The sequence below is a fragment of the Streptomyces bauhiniae genome, from assembly GCF_004784475.1.
GTDB classification, from domain to species: Bacteria; Actinomycetota; Actinomycetes; order Streptomycetales; family Streptomycetaceae; genus Streptomyces; species Streptomyces seoulensis.
This window is the reverse complement of the sequence record NZ_SRRT01000005.1, coordinates 203,192-225,204: the sequence shown is the minus strand read 5'-3', so window position 1 is coordinate 225,204 and position 22,013 is coordinate 203,192. Positions and strand designations below refer to the sequence as shown.

At 74.3% G+C, this 22,013-nt stretch carries 1 protein-coding gene; it reads left to right on the top strand.

Annotated features, from left to right (window positions below):
• Positions 1-319: 319 nt before the first annotated feature.
• The gene (locus tag E5083_RS17855; RefSeq protein WP_135786703.1) at positions 320-22,000 is read left to right on the top strand and encodes a non-ribosomal peptide synthase/polyketide synthase; all 21,681 of its coding nucleotides are present in this window, start codon (positions 320-322) and stop codon (positions 21,998-22,000) included.
• The last annotated feature ends 13 nt before the right edge of the window (positions 22,001-22,013 follow it).

Genomic DNA, 22,013 nt, shown 5'->3' with positions numbered 1-22,013 from the left:
ACCGGTGAGCGAGTCATCTCCGTTACTGGAAAGCCCAGTTGGGGAGTGCGACGACAGCCCTGGCAGCGACTTAGGTGAGCATAACCTCAGCCGCTGTGAGATGGGCCGCCGAATCCGCAAGGGGGACTGTTGAGTTAGGCAAACCTCACCTTACTATGCGAGCGGTCGCGGCTCCGCTGAGCCGTTCCACACCTATGGGGAGGCACGGGCGCCTGTGTCGGACAACTCGCTTCGTTCTCACGCACCTTCCTCGGTACCGGCTCCGGCTCGGGAGGCGTACTGGCGGGGGAAATTCGCCGCACCGGCACCCGAGACCCCGTTGCCGCTCGACCGGCCCTACCCCAGCCGCACCGCCGACCCGGCACCCCGCACCCGGAGCACGTCTCAACTCGGCCTCGACGCAGGGGAGAACACCCTTCTCGCCGCCTTCGTGGCCCTGCTGCACCGGTACGCGGCGGCTCCCGCCACCGAGGTGACCCTCGCCCACGACGGGCTTCCGCTGCGGATCACCGTGGACGGCAGCGCTCCCTTCTCCAAGCTGTGCGCACGCCTCGCCGCAGCGCGGGCCGAGGCCGAGGAACACCGGCTGCCCACCGTCGAACTGCTCCGGCTGCTCACTCCCGAACCGACCCGAGGCGGGGGCGTGTTGTGCGCCACCGGGTTCGGGCCCGCGCCCTGGGCCGACGGCGGCCCACTGGACCTCGCGCTGTCCGTGGCCGACGGCACGGTACGGATCGACCACCGTGCCGACCTGTTCGACGCGGGCACGGCCGACCGTATCCTCGGCCACTACCGCACCCTCCTCGCGGACGCCGTGGCCCGCCCGGAGACCGCCGTGGCCGACCTCGACCTCCTCACCGACGACGAGCGGCGCCAGATCCTCACGGGCTGGAACGACACCGCCCATGACGTGCCCGCGCACACCTGGCCGCGCATGTTCGCCGGCCAAGTCGCCGCCCGCGCCCAGGAAGTGGCCCTCATCCACGAGGACGTCCGCCTCACCTACGCCGAACTCGACGCTCAGGCAGCCAGGTTGGCGCATGCCCTGGTCGCACGCGGTGCCGGTCCGGAGCAGGTCGTCGCGCTCGCCGTACCCCGCTCGGCCGACATGATCGTGGCGCAGGTCGCCGTCCTCAAGGCGGGCGCCGCCTATCTGCCCGTCGACACCGACTACCCGGCCGACCGCATCGCCTACATGCTGGACGACGCCCGCCCGGTCTGCCTGGTCACCACCGCCGAGATGCTGCCCGACCTGCCGCCCGGCACCGACCCGCTCCTCCTCGATGCCCTCCAGACCCTCGCCGAACTGGCAGAACACCCCACTCACGACCCGGCCGTGGCAGCCGAGTTGACGCCCGCGCACGCTGCGTACGTCATCTACACCTCCGGCTCCACCGGCCGCCCCAAGGGCGTCGTCCTGTCGCACGCCGGTGTGGCCAAGCTCGTCGCCACCCAGCGCGAGCGGTTCGGGATCGGCCCGCACAGCCGGGTGCTCCAGTTCGCCTCGCCCAGCTTCGACGTGGCCTTCTGGGACCTGTGCCTCGGCCTGCTCTCCGGCGGCCGCCTCGTCGTCGTCCCCGCCGACCGCCGGCTGCCGGGCGAGCCCCTCGCCGAGTACGCCCGCGAGCACGGCATCACCTTCATGATCCTGCCCCCCGCCCTGCTGGCCGCGCTGCCCGAGGACGTCCAACTCCCGCCGGAGGCAACCCTCCTGGCGGGCACCGAACGCGTCTCACCCGAGCTGGTCGGCCGGTACGCGGGCGGCAGGATGATGTTCAACGCCTACGGCCCCACCGAGGCCACCACCAACTCCACGCTCGGCCGCTGCGACCCGCACACCCCGCCCGGCACCATCGTCCCCATCGGCGTCCCCGACCCCGGCACCCGCGCCTACGTGCTCGACGACCGGCTGCGGCCCGTGCCCGCCGGGGTCACCGGCGAGCTGTACCTCGGCGGCGCCGGACTCGCGCGCGGCTACCTCGGCCGGCCCGGCCTGACCGCCGAGCGCTTCGTCGCCGACCCCTTCGGCGCCCCCGGCGAACGGCTCTACCGCACCGGCGATTTGGTGCGCTGGAAGGCCGACGGGCGGCTGGAGTTCCACGGCCGCGCCGACAGCCAGGTCAAGATCCGGGGCTTCCGGATCGAGCCCGGCGAGATCGAGTCCGTCCTGCGCGCCCACCCGGCCGTCGACCAGGCCGCCGTCGTCGTCCGCGAGGACCGGCCCGGCGAGCGCCGCCTGGCCGCCTACGTCGTCCCCGCCCTGGACGCTCCCGCCGAGGGAGGCGTCGAGGACTGGAAGGACCTGCACGAACTGCTGTACTCGGCGGCCGGCGCCGAGGACTTCGCGGAGAACTTCGCGGGCTGGAACAGCATGTACGACGGGCAGCCCATCCCGCTCGCGGACATGCGCGAGTGGCGCGAGGCGACCGTCGCCCGCATCCGGGAACTGCGCCCCCGCCGCGTGCTGGAGATCGGTGTCGGCAGCGGCCTGCTGCTGTCCCGGCTCGCCCCGGACTGCGAGGCGTACTGGGGCACCGACCTCTCCGAGGAGGCCGTACGCGCGCTGACCGCACAGGTGGCGGAGGTGCCGGAACTGGCGGACCGGGTAACCCTGTTGGCGCGGCCCGCGCACGACCTCGCCGGGCTGCCCGAGGGATACTTCGACACCGTCGTCGTCAACTCCGTCGTCCAGTACTTCCCCGGCGGCGACTACCTCACCGGTGTGCTCCGGGACGCGGCCACCCTGCTCGCGCCCGGCGGTGCCCTGTTCATCGGGGATGTGCGCAATCTGCGGCTGCTGCGCACCCTGAGCGCCGCCGTCGAGGGGCACCGGGCCGAGGGCGACGACAAGGAGGCGCTGCGCGCCGCCGTGGACCGGGCGGTCGCCTGGGAGGGCGAACTCCTCGTCGACCCGGACTACTTCGCCGCCCTCGACGGCTTCACCGCCGACATCCGGATCAAGCGCGGCACCCACCACAACGAACTCACCCGCTACCGGTATGACGTGGTCCTGCGGCCGGGAACTCCGCACGCGCACGACGTGCCCGAGACGCCCTGGCCCGGCCTGGGCTCGCCCGAAGCCCTTGCCGACCTGCTCGCCGCCACCGACCGCCCGCTGCGCGTCACCGGCATCCCCAACGCCCGCCTCGCCGACGACCTCGGCGCCCTCGCCGCCCTGGACGACAGCAGCCGGACCGCCACCGGCCCCTACGGCATCGACCCCGAGACCCTGCACGAGATCGCCGCCCGGCACGGCCGCCGCGCGCACCTCACCTGGGCCGGCGACGCCGAGGACGGCGCCCTCGACGCCCTCTTCACCTCCCAGGACGCACCGGCCCCGTACCGCAGGGGCACCGGCCACCCCCTCACCAACCGCCCGGCCCCCTTCCGCAACGTCACCGCGCTCATGGCCGCCCTGCGCACCCACGCGGCCGGCTCGCTGCCGGACTACATGGTCCCGGCGGCCTTCGTCCCGCTGGACCGGCTGCCCGTCACCCCCAGCGGCAAGCTGGACGCCGCCGCGCTGCCCGTCCCGGACCGCACCCTCGCCACCGGCGGGCGCCCGCCGGCCACCGCCCGGGAGCGGCTGCTGTGCGAGCTGTACGCCCGCGCGCTGGACATGCCCTCGGTCGGCGCCGACGACGACTTCTTCGCGCTCGGCGGCGACAGCATCGTGGCCGTCCGCCTCATCGTCCTGGCCCGCCGCGCCGGACTGGAACTGACCCCGCGCGACGTGTTCCGCCACCGCACCGCCGCCGAACTCGCCACCGTGGCCCGCACCGGCACCACGGAGTCCGGGACCGAGGTGCCCTGGCGGCTCCCGGCACCCGAGGAGATCGCCGCCGATCTCACCGTGGAGGAGGTTCTCCCGCTCGGCCCGCTCCAGGAGGGCTTCTTCTTCCACGCCCTGGTCGACGGCGCCGAACACGACGCGTACGTGGTCCAGCAGGTCATCGAGCTGTCCGGCCCCGTCGACGGCACCCTGCTGCGCGCCGCCGCCGAACGGCTGCTGGACCGGCACGCCCCGCTGCGCGCCTGCTTCCGGCAGACCCCCGACGGGCGCCCGGTCCAGATCATCGCGTCCGGGCTCGCCCTGCCCTGGCACGAGACCGACCTCACCGCCGAGCCCGACCCCGCCACCCGGCAGGCCCGCGCCGACGCCGTCGCCGCCGGTGAACGGGCCCGGCGCTTCGACCTCGCCCGGCCGCCGCTGATGCGCTGCGCGCTGATCCGGCTCACGGACGAGCGCAGCCGACTCGTCCTGACGTTCCATCACATCGTGGCCGACGGCTGGTCGCTGCCCGTCCTCCACCGTGAACTCCTCGCCCTGTACGGCGAACGCCCCGAGCCGTTGCCCGAGGTCACCCCCTACCGGGCCTACCTGCGCCGTGTCGCCGGCGCCGACCGCGAGGCCGCCCGCGCGGCCTGGGCCGACGCGCTCGCCGGGGTCGAGGAACCGACCCTGCTGGTGCGCACCCCGGCCGGTCCCGGACCCGTCGAACCGGCGCAGATCCGGGTGGAGTTGACCGAGCGCGTCACCGCCCGTCTCGCCGCCCGCGCCCGCGAGCGCGGAGTCACGCTGGGCACCCTCGTCCAGGGGGCGTGGGGTCTGCTGCTCGGATGCCTGACGGATCATCAGGATGTGGTTTTCGGTACGACCGTCGCCGGGCGCGATGCCGCCGTGGACGGTATCGAGTCGATGATCGGCCTGTTCATCAACACCCTGCCGACCCGCCTGCGCTGGGCGCCCGGTGACACGCTGGGCGCGGTGCTGGACCGGCTGCAGGAGGAGCAGAGCGCCCTCCTGGACCACCAGCACCTCGGTCTCGCCGACATCCAGCGTGCCGCAGGGCACACGGGCGGGGGTGAACTCTTCGACACCCTCGTGGTGTTCGAGAACTACCCCGGTGGCGAGGGGACTTCGGGCATCACCGATCCGAGCGGAACGGTCGCCGTCGCCGGGCACGCGTTCCACGATGCCGTGCACTATCCGCTGGCCCTCATCGTCAAGCCCGGCCGCCGGCTCGACCTCCGGCTCAAGCACCACACCCGGCGCCTGGACGCAGAGGCCGTGCAGGCCCTCGCCGACCGGCTCACCCTGCTGCTGCACGCCCTCGCCGACGACCCCGGCACCCGCGTCGCGGACCTCACCCTGCTCACCCCGCGCGAGCTGGCCCACGCCCACCCGGCGGGGGAGACCCGTACGGTCCCGGACACCACGCTCGCCGCCGCCATCACCGCGCAGGCCGCCCGCACCCCGGAGGCCACCGCCGTCGTGTACGAGGGCAGCACGCTGACCTACGCCGAACTCGACGCCCAGGCCGAGCACTTGGCGGCGCGGCTGCGGGCGCGGGGTATCGGACGGGAGCGGTTCGTCGCCGTCGCCGTACCGCGGTCGGCCGAGCTGATGGTGGCGCTGCTGGCCGTGCTGAAGGCGGGGGCGGCGTATCTGCCGCTCGACCTGGACTATCCCGCCGACCGGCTGGCGTACACCCTGGCCGACTCGGGCGCGACCACCGTCCTCACCACGACCCGAGACGCCGGACGGCTGCCCGAGGCCGACGGGCTCGACGTGCTCATGGTGGACGACCGTACGGAGGAACCCCTCGGGGATGTTCCGCCCTCGGACCCCGCCCGCCCCGACGACCCCGCCTACCTCATCTACACCTCCGGCTCCACCGGCCGCCCCAAGGGTGTCGTCGTCACCCACCGGGCCATCGTCAACCGGCTGGCGTGGATGCAGGGCGCGTACGGGCTCGACGCCGGTGACCGGGTGCTCCAGAAGACCCCGGCCGGGTTCGACGTGTCGGTGTGGGAGTTCTTCTGGGCGCTGTGCGAGGGCGCCACCGTGGTCCTCGCCGCGCCGGACGGGCACCGCGACCCCGTCTACCTGGCCAGGCTCATCCGGGACGCGGGCGTGACCACGTTGCACTTCGTGCCCTCGATGCTGGAGGCGTTCCTCGCCTCCGACGAGGTCACCGCCGACCCCGCCTGGGCGGCCGGCCTGCGCCGCGTGTTCAGCAGCGGCGAGGCGCTGTCCGGCGCCGCCGCCCGCCGCTGGCGCGCGCTGACCGGGGTCCCGCTGCACAACCTGTACGGGCCCACCGAGGCCGCCGTCGACGTCACCCACCACGCCTGCGACGACGCCCCCGACACCGTCGTGCCCATCGGCCGGCCCGTGTGGAACACCGGCCTGCGCGTCCTGGACTGCTGCCTGCGCCCGGTACCCGACGGCGTCCCCGGCGAGCTGTACCTCACCGGCGTCCAGTTGGCCCGCGGCTACCACCGGCGCCCCGCGCTGACCGCCGACCGCTTCGTGGCCGACCCCTACGGGACGCCCGGCACCCGGATGTACCGCACCGGTGACCTGGTGAGCCGCCGCGCCGACGGCACCCTCGACTACCTCGGCCGCACCGACCGCCAGGTCAAGCTGCGCGGCAACCGGATCGAGCCCGGCGAGATCGAGGCCGCCCTGACCCGGCACCCGGCCGTCGCCCGAGGCGCGGTCGTCGTCCGCGACCACCGCCTCGTCGCCTACGCAGTCCCCGTACCCGGCGCCACCGTCGACGCCGCCGAACTGCGCGCAGCCCTCGCGGGGGCCCTGCCCGCGCCGCTGGTCCCGGAGGCGTACGTCGTCCTGGACGACCTCCCGCTCACCCCCAGCGGCAAGCTCGACCAGGCCGCGCTGCCCGCCCCCGAGGCCGAACGCGCCGTCCGCCGAGAGCCCGCCGGGCCCGTGGAGCAGGCGCTGACCGGGATCTTCGCGGCCGTCCTCGGCATCGCGGACGTCGGCCCGGACGACGACTTCTTCCGGCTCGGCGGCGACAGCATCAGCTCCATCGGCGTCGCGGCCCGCGCCCGCGCGGCCGGTCTCGACGTCAGCCCCCGTGACGTCTTCACCCACCGCACCCCGGCCGCCCTCGCCGCCGGGACCGGCACCACGAGCGAAACCCCGGCCGCTACGGCCGCCGCCTTCACGCTCACCGACGCCGAACACGCCCGCGTCCGCGCCCTGGCCGCCCCGGCCGAGGTCGCCGACGTCTGGCCGCTGGCCCCGCTCCAAGAGGGCCTGTTCTTCCACTCGGCGTACGACGAGGGTGCCCTCGACGTTTACACCGTCCACGAGACCTTCGACTTCGCCACCCCGCTGGACACCACCCGGCTGCGCGCCGCCGTCCGCACCCTGCTCGACCGCAACCCCGGCCTGCGCGCGGGCTTCACCAGCGACGGCCTCGACCAGCCGGTGCAGTTCATCGTCGCGGACCCGGAGATCCCGCTGGAGACGGTCGACCTCTCCCGGCTCACGCCCGCCGAACAGGACGCCCGAGTGGCCGAGTTGACCGGCGCCGAGCGGTCCCGCAAGTTCGACCTGTCCAAGCCGCCGCTGTTCCGGCTGCTCCTGCTGCGGCTCGGCGCGGAGCGTGGCGACCGGCTCGTCATCGGACGCCATCTGATCCTCTGGGACGGCTGGTCCGCCTGGCTCTTCCTGGACGAGCTGTTCGGGCTCTACGAGACCGGCGGCGACCCCAGCTCCCTTGCCGCGCCCGGCAGTTACCGCGACTACCTCACCTGGCTCGCCGCCCAGGACGACACCGAGGCCACCGCCGCCTGGCGCACCGCGCTCGCCGGACTGGACGAGCCCACCCTCCTCGCGCCGACCGCCCCCGACGGCCTCGAACCGGTCATCCCCGACCAGCTCGACACCCACCTGAGCGCCGAGCTGGGCGAACGGCTGCGGGACACCGGCCGCGCGCACGGCCTCACCCTGAACACCCTGCTCAACGCGGCCTGGGGGCTCACCCTCGCCACCGCGACCGGCCGTGCCGACGTCGTCTTCGGCACCACCGTCGCCGGACGGCCCAGCGAGGTCCCGCACGTCGGCGACATCATCGGCCTCTTCCTCAACACCGTCCCCACCCGCATCGCGCTCGACCCCGCCGAGCCGGTCCTCGGGCTGCTGCACCGCATCCAGGGCGAACGCCTCGACCTCATGCCCTACGAACACCTCAGCCTCGGCGTGCTCCAGGCCGAGACCGGGCACCGCAAGCTGTTCGACACCCTCTTCGTGCTGCGCAACAACGACACCGAGGAACGCCTCGACGGGCTCCGCACCCGGCACGGCGCCACCGCCGTCGCCAACGTGGACGCCACCCACTACCCGGCCAACCTCGTCGTCACCCCCGGCCACCGCATCACCGTCACCCTCACCCACCGGCCCGACCTCGTCCCCGCCGACCGGGCCCGCGCGCTGCTCGACCGGTTCACTCTGCTCCTGGACCGGCTCACCACCGACCTCCACGCCCCGGTCGGCTCGCTGGACCCGCTGCTGCCCGCCGAGCACACCGCCCTGCGCCGCGAACAGGAGGCGAGCCGGGTCCCCGAGCCCGAGGACACCATCGCCGACCTCCTCGCCGCCCAGGCCGCCCGCACCCCGGACGCCCGCGCCCTGGTGTGCGGCGAGCAGACGCTGACGTACGCCGAACTCGACGCCTCCGTCAACCGGTTGGCGCGGCTGCTCATCGAGCGGGGCGCAGGTCCGGAGCGGATCGTCGCCCTCGGGCTGCCGCGCTCCCTGGACACCGTCGTCGCCCTCTTCGCGGTCCTGCGCACCGGCGCCGCATATCTGCCGCTGGAACTGGACCACCCCGCCGACCGGCTGTCCGGGATGCTCGCCGACGCCCGGCCGCTGCTCCTGCTCACCACCGGCGCGGTCTCCGCCACGCTCGACGCCGACACACCCCGGATCTTGCTCGACGACCCCGACACGCGCGCCGACCTGGCCGGACGGCCGGACACCCCGGTGCGGCGCCGGTTCAGCCTCGGCCACCCCGCGTACGTCATCTACACCTCCGGCTCCACCGGCCGCCCCAAGGGTGTCGTCACGCCGTACCGGGGCCTGACCAACATGCAGCTCAATCACCAGAAGGAGATCTTCGCGCCGGCCATCGCCTCGGCGGGCGGGCGGCGGCTGCGCATCGCGCACACCGTGTCCTTCGCCTTCGACATGTCCTGGGAAGAGCTGCTCTGGCTGGTCGAGGGACATGAAGTGCACGTCTGCGACGAGGAGTTGCGCCGTGACGCCGAGGCGCTGGTCGCCTACTGCGAACGGCACCGGGTCGACGTCGTCAACGTCACCCCCACCTACGCCCGCCTGCTGATCGAACAGGGCCTCCTCGAAGGCCACGTACCCCCGCTGGTGCTGCTCGGCGGCGAGGCCGTGCCGGAGACGGTGTGGACGGCGCTGCGGGACACCGAGGGCACGTACGGCTACAACCTGTACGGGCCCACCGAGTACACGATCAACACCCTCGGCGGCGGCACCCTGGACAGCGCCACCCCCACCGTCGGCCGCCCCATCCGGGGCACCCGCGCCCACATCCTGGACGCCTGGCTGCGCCCCGTACCCGAGGGCGTGCCCGGCGAGCTGTACATCGCCGGGATCGGGCTGGCCCGCGGCTACCTCGGCCGGCCCGCGCTCAGCGCCGAACGCTTCGTCGCCGACCCCTTCGGCGCGCCCGGCGAGCGCATGTACCGCACCGGCGACCTGGTGCGCCGGAACCCGGACGGCAACCTGGACTTCCTCGGCCGCACCGACGACCAGGTCAAGATCCGCGGCTACCGCATCGAACCCGGCGAGATCGAGGCCGCCCTCAGCCGCCACCCCCAGGTCGCCCAGGCCGCCGTCGTGGTCCGCGACGAACGCCTCGTCGGCTACGTCGTCCCCGCCCCCGCGGGCACCGACGACCGCACCGCCGCCGAGGCCGCGCAGGTGGGGGAGTGGCAGGAGATCTACTCCGACGAATACGAGGAGATCGGCACCGCCGTCTTCACCGAGGAGTACGCCGGCTGGGACAGCTCCTACGACGGCCGGCCCATCCCCTTCGAGGAGATGCACGAGTGGCGCGAGGCGACCCTCGCCCGCATCCGCTCCCTGAACCCCCGCCGCGTCCTGGAGATCGGCGTCGGCTCCGGCCTCCTGCTCTCCCGGCTCGCCCCGGAGGCCGAGGCTTACTGGGCGACCGACTTCGCCGCCCCCGTCATCCGCAAGATCGGCCAAGAGCTGCGCCGGGAGCCGGAGTTGGCCGCCAAGGTGGAACTCCGCTGCCGGCCCGCCGAGGACCTGAGCGGGCTGCCGGCCGGCTACTTCGACACCATCGTCATCAACTCCGTCGTCCAGTACTTCCCCAGCCTCGACCACCTGACCGGCGTGCTGCGCGGTGCCCTCGACCTGCTCGCGCCCGGCGGCGCCCTCTTCGTCGGTGACGTACGCAACCTGCGGCACGCCCGCGTCTTCCACACCGAGATCCAGCGCGCCCGGGGCACCGCCGACGAGGACCTGGAGCGGGCGGTGGAGCGCGGGCTGCGGCTGGAGAAGGAACTCCTGGTCGACCCCGACTACTTCACCACCCTCGGCCACGGCGTCGACCTCCGCACCAAGCGCGGCCACCACCACAACGAACTCACCCGGCACCGCTACGACGTCGTCCTCCACGCCGGTGAACCCGACGTGGACCTCGGCGACTTGCCGACCGTCGACTGGACCACCGCCCACGCCGTGGGGGACCTCGTGCGCGGGAACCGTACGACCGAGGACATCGGTGAGCTGCTCACCGGCATCCTCGCGACCACCGGACGCTTCGGGGACCGCCCGCGCGGCGCCCGGCCCGAGGGCCTGCGCGTGACCGGCATCCCCGACGGGCGGACCACCGAGGGTGGCGTCGACCCCGAGGACCTGCACCACCTCGCCGCCGGGTCCGGCCAGCGGGTGCTCACCACCTGGTCGACGGTGACCGGCACCTACGACGCGGTGTTCCTCCCCGCCGAACCCCGCCTCACCGCAGGGCTGTTCCGGCCAGACGGCACCCGCCCCCACGCCAACGACCCCACCGCCGCACGCGAGACCAGCGCCCTGGTGCGCAGGCTGCGCGAGGAACTCGGCCGTGAGCTGCCCGACTACATGGTCCCGGCGGCCTTCGTCACCGTCGACACCCTGCCGATGAACGCCAACGGCAAGCTCGACGTGCGCGCGCTGCCCGACGCCGAACCCGCCGTCGCCCTCGGCGGCGGACGTGGGCCGCGCACCCGGCGCGAGGAAGTCCTGTGCCGCCTCTTCGCCGAGGTGCTGGGACTGCCCGAGGTCGGCGCCGAGGACAACTTCTTCGACCTGGGCGGCCATTCGCTCCTCGCCACCCGGCTGGTCAGCCGCGCCCGCACCGACCTGAGCGCCGAACTCGCCATCCGCGACCTGTTCGAGGCCCCCACCCCGGCCCTGCTCGCGGGCCGCGCCGACAACGGCAAGCCCGCCCGGCCCCCGCTCACGGCCGCTGCGGAACGCCCCGAGCGGGTCCCGCTGTCGGCCGCGCAACGGCGGCTCTGGCTGGTCGACCGGCTCGCGGAGCAGGCCGGGGGAGTGGCGTACAACTTCCCGCTCGTGCTGCGGCTGCGCGGCCCGCTGGACCTGCCCGCGCTGCGGGCGGCGCTGCGTGATGTCGCCGCCCACCACGAATCGCTGCGCACCCTCGTCGGTGAGTACCAGGGCGAGCCGTACCAGCGCGTCCTCTCCGTCGAGGAGGCCGAGGTGCCGTGCACGGTGACCGACGCCACGGAGAACGGCCTGCCCGCGCTGATCGCCGCCGCGCAGCGCCGGCCGTTCGACCTGACTCGTGAACTCCCGCTGCGCGCCGAGGTGTTCCGGATCGGCGCCGAGGACCATGTGGTCGCGGTCGTGCTGCACCACATCACCACCGACGAGTGGTCCGACCGGCCCTTCCTGGCCGACCTGGACACCGCGTACGCGGCCCGCGCGGCCGGCACCGCCCCCGAGTGGGCTCCGCTGCCGGTCCAGTACGCCGACTACACGCTCTGGCAGGAACAGCTCCTCGGGCAGCTCGGGGAACAGCAGACCGCCTACTGGACCGAGGTGTTGAGCGGGCTCCCGGAGGAGCTGCCGCTGCCGCTCGACCGGACGCGCCCCGCCGAGCCCACCGGGCGGGGAGCGGTCGTACGGCGGGCGGTGCCCGAGGAGACCGGGCACGCGCTGCGTGAGCTGTCCGCCGCCACCGGCACCAGCATGTTCATGCTGCTCCAGGCCGCCACCACCGCGCTGCTGCACCGGCTCGGCGCCGGCGACGACATCCCCCTCGGCGCCCCCATCGCGGGCCGCACCGACAGCGAACTGGACGACCTGGTCGGCTTCTTCGTCAACACCCTCGTCCTGCGCACCGACCTGTCCGGCGACCCCACCTTCGCCGAACTCCTCGGCCGGGTGCGGGAGTCGTCACTCGCCGCCTTCGAGCACCAGGACCTCCCCTTCGACCGGGTCGTGGAGGCCGTCAACCCACCGCGCGTGGCCGGGCGCAACCCGCTGTTCCAGGTGATGATGGGCTACCACCACCGCCCCGACGGCGACCCCGCCACCCTCCTCGGGCTGCCCGCCGAGTGGTACGACATGGACACCGGCGCCGCCAAGTTCGACCTGCACTTCACCTTCGTCGACGGCGCGGACGGCATCGTCCTGCTGCTGGAGTACGCGACCGACCTGTTCGACGCCGCCACGGTCGAGCGGCTCGCGGGGCGGATGCTGCGGCTGCTGGAGCAGACAGCCGCTGAACCCTCGCTGCCGGTACGGGAGTTGGACGTACTGGAAGAGGCTGAGCGGAGGCGTGTCCTTGGCGACTGGAACGACACCGCCCGGCCCGTCGCCGCGAACACCCTGCCCGAGCTGTTCCGCGCCCAGGCCGCCCGCACCCCGGACGCCACCGCGCTGGTCTTCGAGGGTGAGCGGCTGACGTACGCCGAGCTGGACGCCCGCGTGGAGCGCACCGCCCGCGTGCTGGCCGGCCTGGGCGCCGGGCCCGAGCGGACGGTGGCCGTCGCCCTGCCGCGCTCGGTGGACCTCGTCGTCGCCCTGCTCGCCACCCACCGCGCCGGGGCGGCCTACCTCCCGCTGGACCCCGACTACCCGGCGGACCGCCTCGCCCTCATGGTCGAGGACGCCCGCCCGGTCTGTGTGATCCGCGACGCCCTGCCCACCGGCCCCGAGGCCGACCTGCCCACGTCGTACGACCCCCGCAACCCCGCGTACGTCATCTACACCTCCGGCTCGACCGGCCGCCCCAAGGGTGTGGTCGTGCCACATGTGGGCATCGTCAACCGGCTGCTGTGGATGCAGGACACATACGGGCTGACCGGCGAGGACCGCGTGCTCCAGAAGACGCCGTCCAGCTTCGACGTGTCGGTGTGGGAGTTCTTCTGGCCGCTGATCACCGGCGCCACGCTGGTGGTCGCCCGGCCCGAGGGGCACCGGGACCCTGCCTACCTGGCCCGGCTCATCCGTGAACAGGGCGTCACCACGGTCCACTTCGTCCCGTCCATGCTTCAGCTCTTCCTGGAGGAGCCGTCCGTCGCCGAGTGCACCGGGCTGCGCCGGGTGATGTGCAGTGGCGAGGCGCTCCCCGCCGCCCTCACCCGCCGCTTCCACGAGGTGCTGACCGCCGGTCTCCACAACCTCTACGGCCCCACCGAGGCGTCCGTCGACGTCACGGCGACCGAGATCGGCCCCGGCGCGACCACCGTGCCGATCGGCCGCCCGGTGTGGAACACCCGCACCTACGTCCTGGACGCCGGGCTGAAGCCGGTACCGCCCGGCGTGGCCGGTGAACTGTACTTGGCAGGCGTGCAGTTGGCCCGTGGATACCTGGACCGACCGGGCTTGACCGCCGAACGCTTCGTGGCCGACCCCTTCAGCGGGCCCGGTGCCCGGATGTACCGCACCGGGGACCTGGCCCGCTGGACGGCGGACGGTGCGCTCGAGTACCTGGGCCGTACCGACGACCAGGCCAAGGTGCGCGGCTTCCGGGTCGAGCCCGGCGAGATCGAGGCCGTGCTCACCGCCCACCCGTCCGTCACCGGCGCGGCGGTCGTCGTACGCGATCAGGCGCTCGTCGCCTATGTGGTCCCGGACCATGGAACGCTGGACACGGCTGTGCTGCGCGCCCATGTGGCGGCCACCCTCCCGGCCCACATGGTCCCGGCCGCCTACGTCACTCTCGACGCGCTGCCCCTCACCCCCAACGGCAAGCTCGACCGCCGTGCGCTGCCCGACCCCGACTTCCGTACCGACGGCGCCCTGCCGCGCACCCCGCGCGAGGAGATCCTCTGCGGGCTCTTCGCCGACGTACTCGGTCGGGAGCGGGTCGGCGTCCACGACGATTTCTTCGCCCTCGGCGGTCACTCACTGGCCGCGATGCGCCTGGTCAGCCGGGTCCGCGCCGCCCTCGGGGCCGACCTCTCGCTGCGCGCGGTCTTCGACGCCCCGACCCCGGCCCGGCTCGCCGCCCGCCTGGACGTGGCCCGCACCGGCGCCCGGCCCGCCCTCGGTACCGGGCGCCCGCACCCCGAGCGGCTGCCCCTGTCCTCCGCCCAGCGGCGGCTCTGGCTGCTGCACCAGGTCAACGGCCCCGACCCCGCCTACAACATTCCGGCCGTCTGGCGGCTCACCGGCACCCTGGACCGGGACGCCCTGCAAGCCGCCCTGAACGACGTGGCCGCACGGCACACCCCGCTGCGGACCGTGTTCCCGGCGGTGGACGGGGTCCCGTACCAGCGCGTACTGGACGAGGTCAGGGTGCCGTTGCTCGACGGTGACGACCTGGCGGCCGAGGCCGCGCATCCCTTCGACCTGACAGCGGAACTCCCGGTACGGGCCGTGCTGTTCGAGGCCGGCCCCGAGGAGCACGTCCTGCTGCTCCTGCTCCACCACATCGCCACCGACGAGTGGTCCGACCGTCCGCTGCTCGCCGACCTCGGCACCGCCTACGCGGCCCGCGCCGAGGGCAGGGCCCCCGACTGGGCGCCGCTGCCGGTGAGTTACGCCGACTTCACCCTGTGGCAGCGCGACTTGCTGGCGGCCACCGAGGCCGACCTGCTGGGCCACTGGACGGACACGCTCGCCGGCATTCCGGCCGAGCTGAACCTGCCCACCGACCGTCCCCGCCCGGCCGAGTCCAGCGGGCGCGGCGGTACCGTCGGCTTCACCGTGCCGATCGAGTCGGCGCACGCCCTCCGTGCCCTCGCCCGCGATCACGGGGTCAGCATGTTCATGGTGGCCCAGGCCGCCGTGGCCGCGCTGCTGCACCGGCTCGGCGCGGGTGACGACATCCCGCTCGGCGCCCCGGTGTCCGGCCGCGCCGACGAGTCGCTGGAGGACCTGGTCGGGTTCTTCGTCAACTCCCTTGTCCTGCGCACCGATCTGTCCGGCGGCCCGACCTTCGCCGAACTCCTCGCCCGCGTCCGCGAGACCGGCCTCGCCGCCTACGAGCACCAGGACCTCCCCTTCGAGCGGCTGGTGGAGGCGCTGAACCCCGAACGCTCCCTGGCCCGGCACCCGTTGTTCCAGGTGATGGTCGTCCACCTCACCGGCCGGACCGACGGGCCCGTACTGCCCGGCCTCACCGCCCACCGCGAGACCGTGGGCCAGGACAGCGCCAAGTTCGACCTCAGCTTCGACTTCGTGGAGCAGGAGGACGGTATCCAGGGCTGGATCGAGTACAGCGCCGACCTGTTCGACGAGCCCACCGTCCAGCTCCTCGCCCGTCGGCTGGAGTCCCTCCTGGAACAGGCCGCCGCCGATCCCGGCCGCCGGGTCGGCACGCTCGACGTCCTCCGCGACGACGAACGCGCGCTGGTCCTCACCTGCTGGAACGACACCGCCCGGCCCGTCCCCGACGACACCCTGCCCGAGCTGTTCGGCGCCCAGGCGGCCCGTACCCCCGAGGCCACCGCCGTCGTCTTCGAGGGCACCGCCCTCACCTACGCGGAGCTGGACCAGCGGGTGGACCGCCTCGCCCGCACCCTGGCCGCGCACGGCGCCGGGGCCGAGACCACCGTGGCCGTCGCGCTGCCGCGTTCCCCGGCCCTGGTCGTCACCCTGCTCGCCGTGCACCGCGCGGGCGCCGCCTACCTGCCCCTCGACCCCGGCCACCCCGCCGACCGGCTCGCCCACATGCTCACCGACGCCGGCCCGGCCTGCCTGGTCACCGCCGACGGCATCGACCTCCCCGAGACCGGCGTCCCCCGCCTGCGCGTCGACGCGGACGGCACGCCCGAGCACCCCGCCGACGCCCCGCTGCCCACCGCGTACGACCTCCGCCACCCCGCCTACGTCATCTACACCTCCGGCTCCACCGGCCGCCCCAAGGGCGTCACCGTCCCGCACGCGGGCATCGCCAACCGGCTGCTGTGGATGCAGGACGCCTACCGGCTGACCGGTGAGGACCGGGTGCTCCAGAAGACGCCGGCCGGGTTCGACGTGTCGGTGTGGGAGTTCTTCTGGCCGCTGATCACCGGCGCCACCCTGGTCGTGGCCCGCCCCGAGGGGCACCAGGACCCCGCCTACCTGGCCGCCCTGATCCGCGAACAGGGCGTCACCACCGCCCACTTCGTGCCGTCCATGCTGCGCGCCTTCCTGGACGAGCCCGCCGCCGCGCACTGCACCGGACTGCGCCAGGTGATGTCCAGCGGCGAGGCCCTGCCCGCACCGCTCGCGGCCCGGTTCCACCGCGTACTGCCCGGCAGCCGCCTGCACAACCTGTACGGGCCCACGGAGGCGTCCGTCGACGTCACGGCGACCGAGATCGGCCCCGATGCGACCACCGTGCCGATCGGCCGGCCGGTGTGGAACACCCGCGCCTACGTGCTCGACGCGGGTCTCGGGCCGGTGCCGCCCGGTGTGACCGGTGAACTCTATTTGGCGGGCGCTCAGTTGGCCCGCGGCTACCTCAACCGGCCGGGCCTGACCGCCGAGCGCTTCGTGGCCGACCCCTTCGGCGGCCCCGGCGCCCGGATGTACCGCACCGGCGACCTCGCCCGCTGGACCCCGGCCGGGGAGCTGGAATACCTCGGCCGGGTCGACGACCAGGTGAAGCTGCGCGGCTTCCGTATCGAACTCGGTGAGATCGAGGCCGCGCTCACCACGCACGCGGACGTCGCCCAGGCCGTCGTCGTGCTGCGCGAGGACCGGCTCGTGGGGTACGCCGTGGCCGCCGAGGGTGCCCACCCGGACCCCGCCGAGCTGCGCGGGCACACCGCCACCACCCTGCCCGGCCACATGGTCCCGGCCGCCGTCGTCCTGCTGGACACCCTCGCGCTCACCCCCAACGGCAAGCTCGACCGCCGTGCCCTGCCCGCGCCGGACTTCGCCGCGGAGGTCACGAGCACCCGGCCGCGCACCGAGCGGGAGGAGACGCTGTGCGCCCTCGTCGCGGGGGTGCTCGGGCTCGAACGGGTGGGCGTGGAGGACGACTTCTTCTCGCTCGGCGGGGACAGCATCGTCGCCATGCAGCTCGTCGCGCGGGCCCGTGCCGCCGGGCTGGCGTTCAGCCCGCGTGACGTGTTCCGGCACAAGTCGGCCGCCGGACTGGCCGCCGTCGCCACCACCGCCTCCGAGCACCGGGCCGACGACACCCCGCTGCTGCCCGACCTCACCGACACCGAGCGCGCCGAACTCGCCGCCCTGCCGCCCGGCACCGAGGTCCTGCCCGTCTCCCCGCTCCAGGCCGGGCTGCTCTTCCACGCCGTCCTCGACTCCGGGGACGAGGGACCGGACGTGTACACCGTCCAGGTCTCCTACGACCTCGAAGGCCCTCTCGACGCCGACCGGCTGCGCGCCGCCGCGCAGGGCGTGCTCGACGCCCACGAGAACCTGCGCAGCGGCTTCCGGCACCTGTCCTCCGGGCGCCCCGTCGCCGTCGTCCCGCGCACCGCCGTACTGCCCTGGCGGCAGCTCGACCTCACCGGTGCGGCCGAGGCCGACTGGGAGCGGCTGCTCGGTCAGGAGCGGCGCCGGTTCGACCCCGAACGGCCGCCGCTGCTGCGGCTGTTGCTCGCCCGGACCGGGCCCGGCCGGCACCGGCTCGTCCTCTCCCACCAGCACCTGCTGCTCGACGGCTGGTCGCTGCCGCTGCTCACCGCCGAACTGTGGGCACGCTACGAGGGCCGCACCCCGGCCCCGCCCGCCCCGTACCGCGCGCATCTGCGGCTGCTGGCCGCGCAGGACCCGGCCGTCTCCGCCGCCGCGTGGGCCGACGCCCTCGCCGGGCTCGCCGAGCCCACCCGGCTCGCGCCCGCCGACCCCGACCGGGCCGCCGCCGTCCCGCACACCCACACCGTGGAGCTGGACGCCGACCGCACGGCGGCGCTGGAGGCGTTCGCGCGGAGCCGGGGTGTCACGCTCAACACCCTGGTGCAGGCCGCCTGGGGGGTGCTGCTGGGCTGGCTCACCGGGCGGGACGACGTGGTCTTCGGGGCCACCGTCGCCGGACGTTCGCCCGAACTCGCCGGGTCCGAGGCGATGATCGGCCTGTTCATCAACACCGTGCCGGTGCGGGTCCGGCTGCGCGCCCAGGAGAGCACGGCCGAGCTGCTGGCCCGGCTCCAGGACGAGCAGTCCCGGCTCATCGGGCACCAGTATCTCGGGCTGGCCGACATCCAGCGCGCCACCGGACTCGGTGAACTCTTCGACACCCTGGTGGTGTTCGAGTCGTACCCCGTGGCGGACAGTGCCGAGGACGGCGAGGCGCCCCGCGCGACCATCCGCGACCACCGGGACTCCACCCACTACCCGTTGGCCTGGGCCGTCGAGCCCGCCGAACGGCTGCGCCTGACCGCCGAGTTCCGCCCCGACCTCTTCGAGGCGGCCACCGTGCGCCGCGTCACCGACGCCCTGGCCCACCTCCTCACCGGCATGGCCGCCGACCCGGACGGCCCGGTCGGCAGGCTCGACCTCCTCGGCCCCGAGGACCGGCACACCGTGCTGGACCGGTGGAACGACAACGCGCTGCCCGCCGCCGAACGCCTCGGCACCGTGCCGGAGTTGTTCGCCGCCCAGGTCGCCGCGAGCCCCGACGAGGTCGCCGTCACCGACGGCCGCACCACCTGGACCTTCGCCGAACTCGACGCCCGTACCGACGCGTTGGCGCGCCTCCTCGCCGGACAGGGCGCCGGGCCCGAGCGCATCGTCGCCCTCGCCCTGCCCCGCACCGCCGACCACATCGCCGCCATCCTGGCCGTACTGAAGTCGGGCGCCGCCTATCTGCCCCTCGACCCGGACCTGCCCGACACCCGGCTGACCGGCATGCTCACCGACGCCCGCCCGGTGCTCATCCTCACCACCGAGGACACCGCCCTGCCCGCCACCGACACCCCCGTCCTGCTCCTGGACGCCCCCACGGACGGCCTCCCGCAGGCCGAGCCCACCGCACCCGCCCCCGACCACCCCGCCTACGTCATCCACACCTCCGGCTCCACCGGCCGCCCCAAGGGTGTCGTCGTCACCCAGCGCGGTCTCGCCAACCTCTTCCACAGCCACCGCCACGACCTGCACCAAGCCGCCCGCCGCAGCACCGGGCGCGACCATCTGCGGGTCGGCCACGCCTGGTCGTTCTCCTTCGACGCCTCCTGGCAGCCCCAGCTCTGGCTGCTCGACGGCCACGCCCTGCACATCGCCGACGACGAGACCCGCCGCGACCCCGAACTCCTCGCCGCCTTCATCCGCGAGCACGGCATCGACTTCATCGAGGTCACCCCGTCCCTGCTCGCCCGCATGGCCGACAGCGGCCTGATCGGCCCCGACGGGGACTGCCCGCTCGCCCTGGTCGGGTTCGGCGGCGAGGCCGTACCGGAGTCGCTGTGGACGCGGCTTGCCGCGCTCCCGCACACCGAGGCGGTCAACCTGTACGGGCCCACCGAGGCCACCGTGGACGCGTTGGTCGGCCACGTCCGCGACAGCGCCCGCCCGGTCGTCGGCCGGGCCGTCCACCACTCCCGCGCCTATGTGCTCGACACCGCCCTGCGCCCGGTCCCGCCCGGCGTCACCGGCGAGCTGTATCTGTCCGGACCCGGCCTCGCCCGCGGCTACCTCGGCCGCCCGGAACTCACCGCCGAACGCTTCGTGGCCGACCCCTTCGGCGCGCCCGGCGCCCGGATGTACCGCACCGGGGACCTGGCCCGCTGGACCGAGGACGGCCTGCTGGAGTTCGCCGGGCGCTCCGACGACCAGGTCAAGATCCGGGGCTACCGCGTGGAACTCGCGGAGATCGAGGCCGCGCTGGACACCCACCCGGCCGTCGCGCACTCGGTCGTGGTGGCCCGCGAACACCGGCCCGGCATCCGGCAGTTGATCGCCTACGCCGTCCCCCGCGACGGCATGACGGTCGAACCGGCCGAGCTGCGCGCGCACACCGCCGCCACCCTGCCCGACTACATGGTCCCGGCCGCCGTGGTGGTGCTGGACCGGCTGCCGTCGCTGTCCAACGGCAAGCTCGACCGGGCCGCCCTGCCCGCACCCACCTTCGCCGGGGGAGGACGCGCCCCGGAGAACGACACCGAGCGCACCCTGCGCGACCTGTTCGCGGAGACCCTCGGCCTGCCCGCCGAGGGAGTCGGCACGGACGACGACTTCTTCGCCTTCGGCGGGGACAGCATCGTCGCCATGCAGCTCGTGGCCCGCGCCCGTACCGGCGGGCTGCGGATCACCCCGCGCCAGGTCTTCCGGCACCGCACGGTCGCCGCCCTGGCCGCCGTCGCCGTCACCCTCGACCCCGGTCAGCGGCACGCCAGCCACGACGACGGCACCGGAACCGTTCCGCTCACCCCGATCATGCGGGCCCTGGTGGAGCGCGGCGGACCCTTCGCCGCCTATCACCAGGCCGCGCTGCTGCGCACCCCCGCCGATCTCACCGAACCCGGTCTGCTGGCCGTCCTCGACGCGCTGGCCCAGCGGCACGACATGCTCCGGGCCCGGCTCGTCCGTACCCCGGCGCCCGCGCTCCACGTGCCGCCGGCCACCGACGCCCGCGCCTGGCTGACCCGAGCGGATGTGCGGGGCGCGGACGAGACCGCCCTGCGGGCCACCATCGCGCGGTACGCCGGGACGGCCCGCGACGGGCTCGATCCCGAGGGCGGGGCGATGGTGCGGGCCGTCTGGTTCGACGCCGGGCCAGGTGAGCCGGGGCGGCTGCTGATCCTCGTCCACCACTTGGTGATCGACGGCGTCTCCTGGCGGACCCTGCTGCCCGACCTCGCCGCCGCGTGGACCGCCGTGCGGGAGGGCCGTGTCCCCGAACTCGCCCCCGTGGAGCTGTCGTTCGCCCGCTGGGCGCGGCTGCTGGAGCGCCGGGCCGCCGAGCCCGCCACCGAGGACGAGCTGCCCTGGTGGACCCGCACCCTGGCCGAGGGCGCGGGGCTGCCGTTGGCCCGCCCGCTGGACCCGGCCCGCGACACCGTCGCCACCACCCGGTACCTCTCCCTGACCCTGCCCACCGAGATCACCGAGCCGTTGCTCAGCCGCGCCCCGGCCGCGTTCGGCGCCGGTGTCAACGACGTGCTGCTCACCGCGTTCGCCCTGGCCGTGGGCGACTGGCGGGCCCGCGTCCTGGGCGCCGACCGCCCCGGCGGGCCCGTGCTGGTGGATCTGGAGGGGCACGGCCGCGAGGAGGAGATCGCGGGCGACGCCGACCTGTCCCGTACCGTCGGCTGGTTCACCAGCGTCGCACCGGTCCGGCTCGACCCCGGCCCGGACAGCACCGGACTGGAAGCGGCCCTGTCCCGCGTACGGGAGCACCTCGCCGCCCTTCCGGCGGCCGGGATCGGCCACGGCCTGCTGCGCCACCTCAACCCGGAGACCGGACCCCGGCTCGCCCAACTCGACGATCCACAGATCGAGTTCAACTACATGGGCCGCTTCGACCGCCCCGAGGCCGCCGACTGGTCCTACGCGGCCGAGGAGTCCGCCGCCGACCTCGACGCCGACCCCGGCATGCCGATGTCCCACGCCCTGACCCTCAACGCCCTCACCGAGGACCGCCCCGAGGGCCCCGAACTCAGCGCCCACTGGGCCTACGCGGCCGGACTCCTCACCGAGGAGCAGGTCCGGGACCTGGCCGAGACCTGGTTCCGGGCGCTGGAGGCCCTGGTACGCCGAGCCGCCGAGCGCCGCCCCTGACCACCGTCCCGAC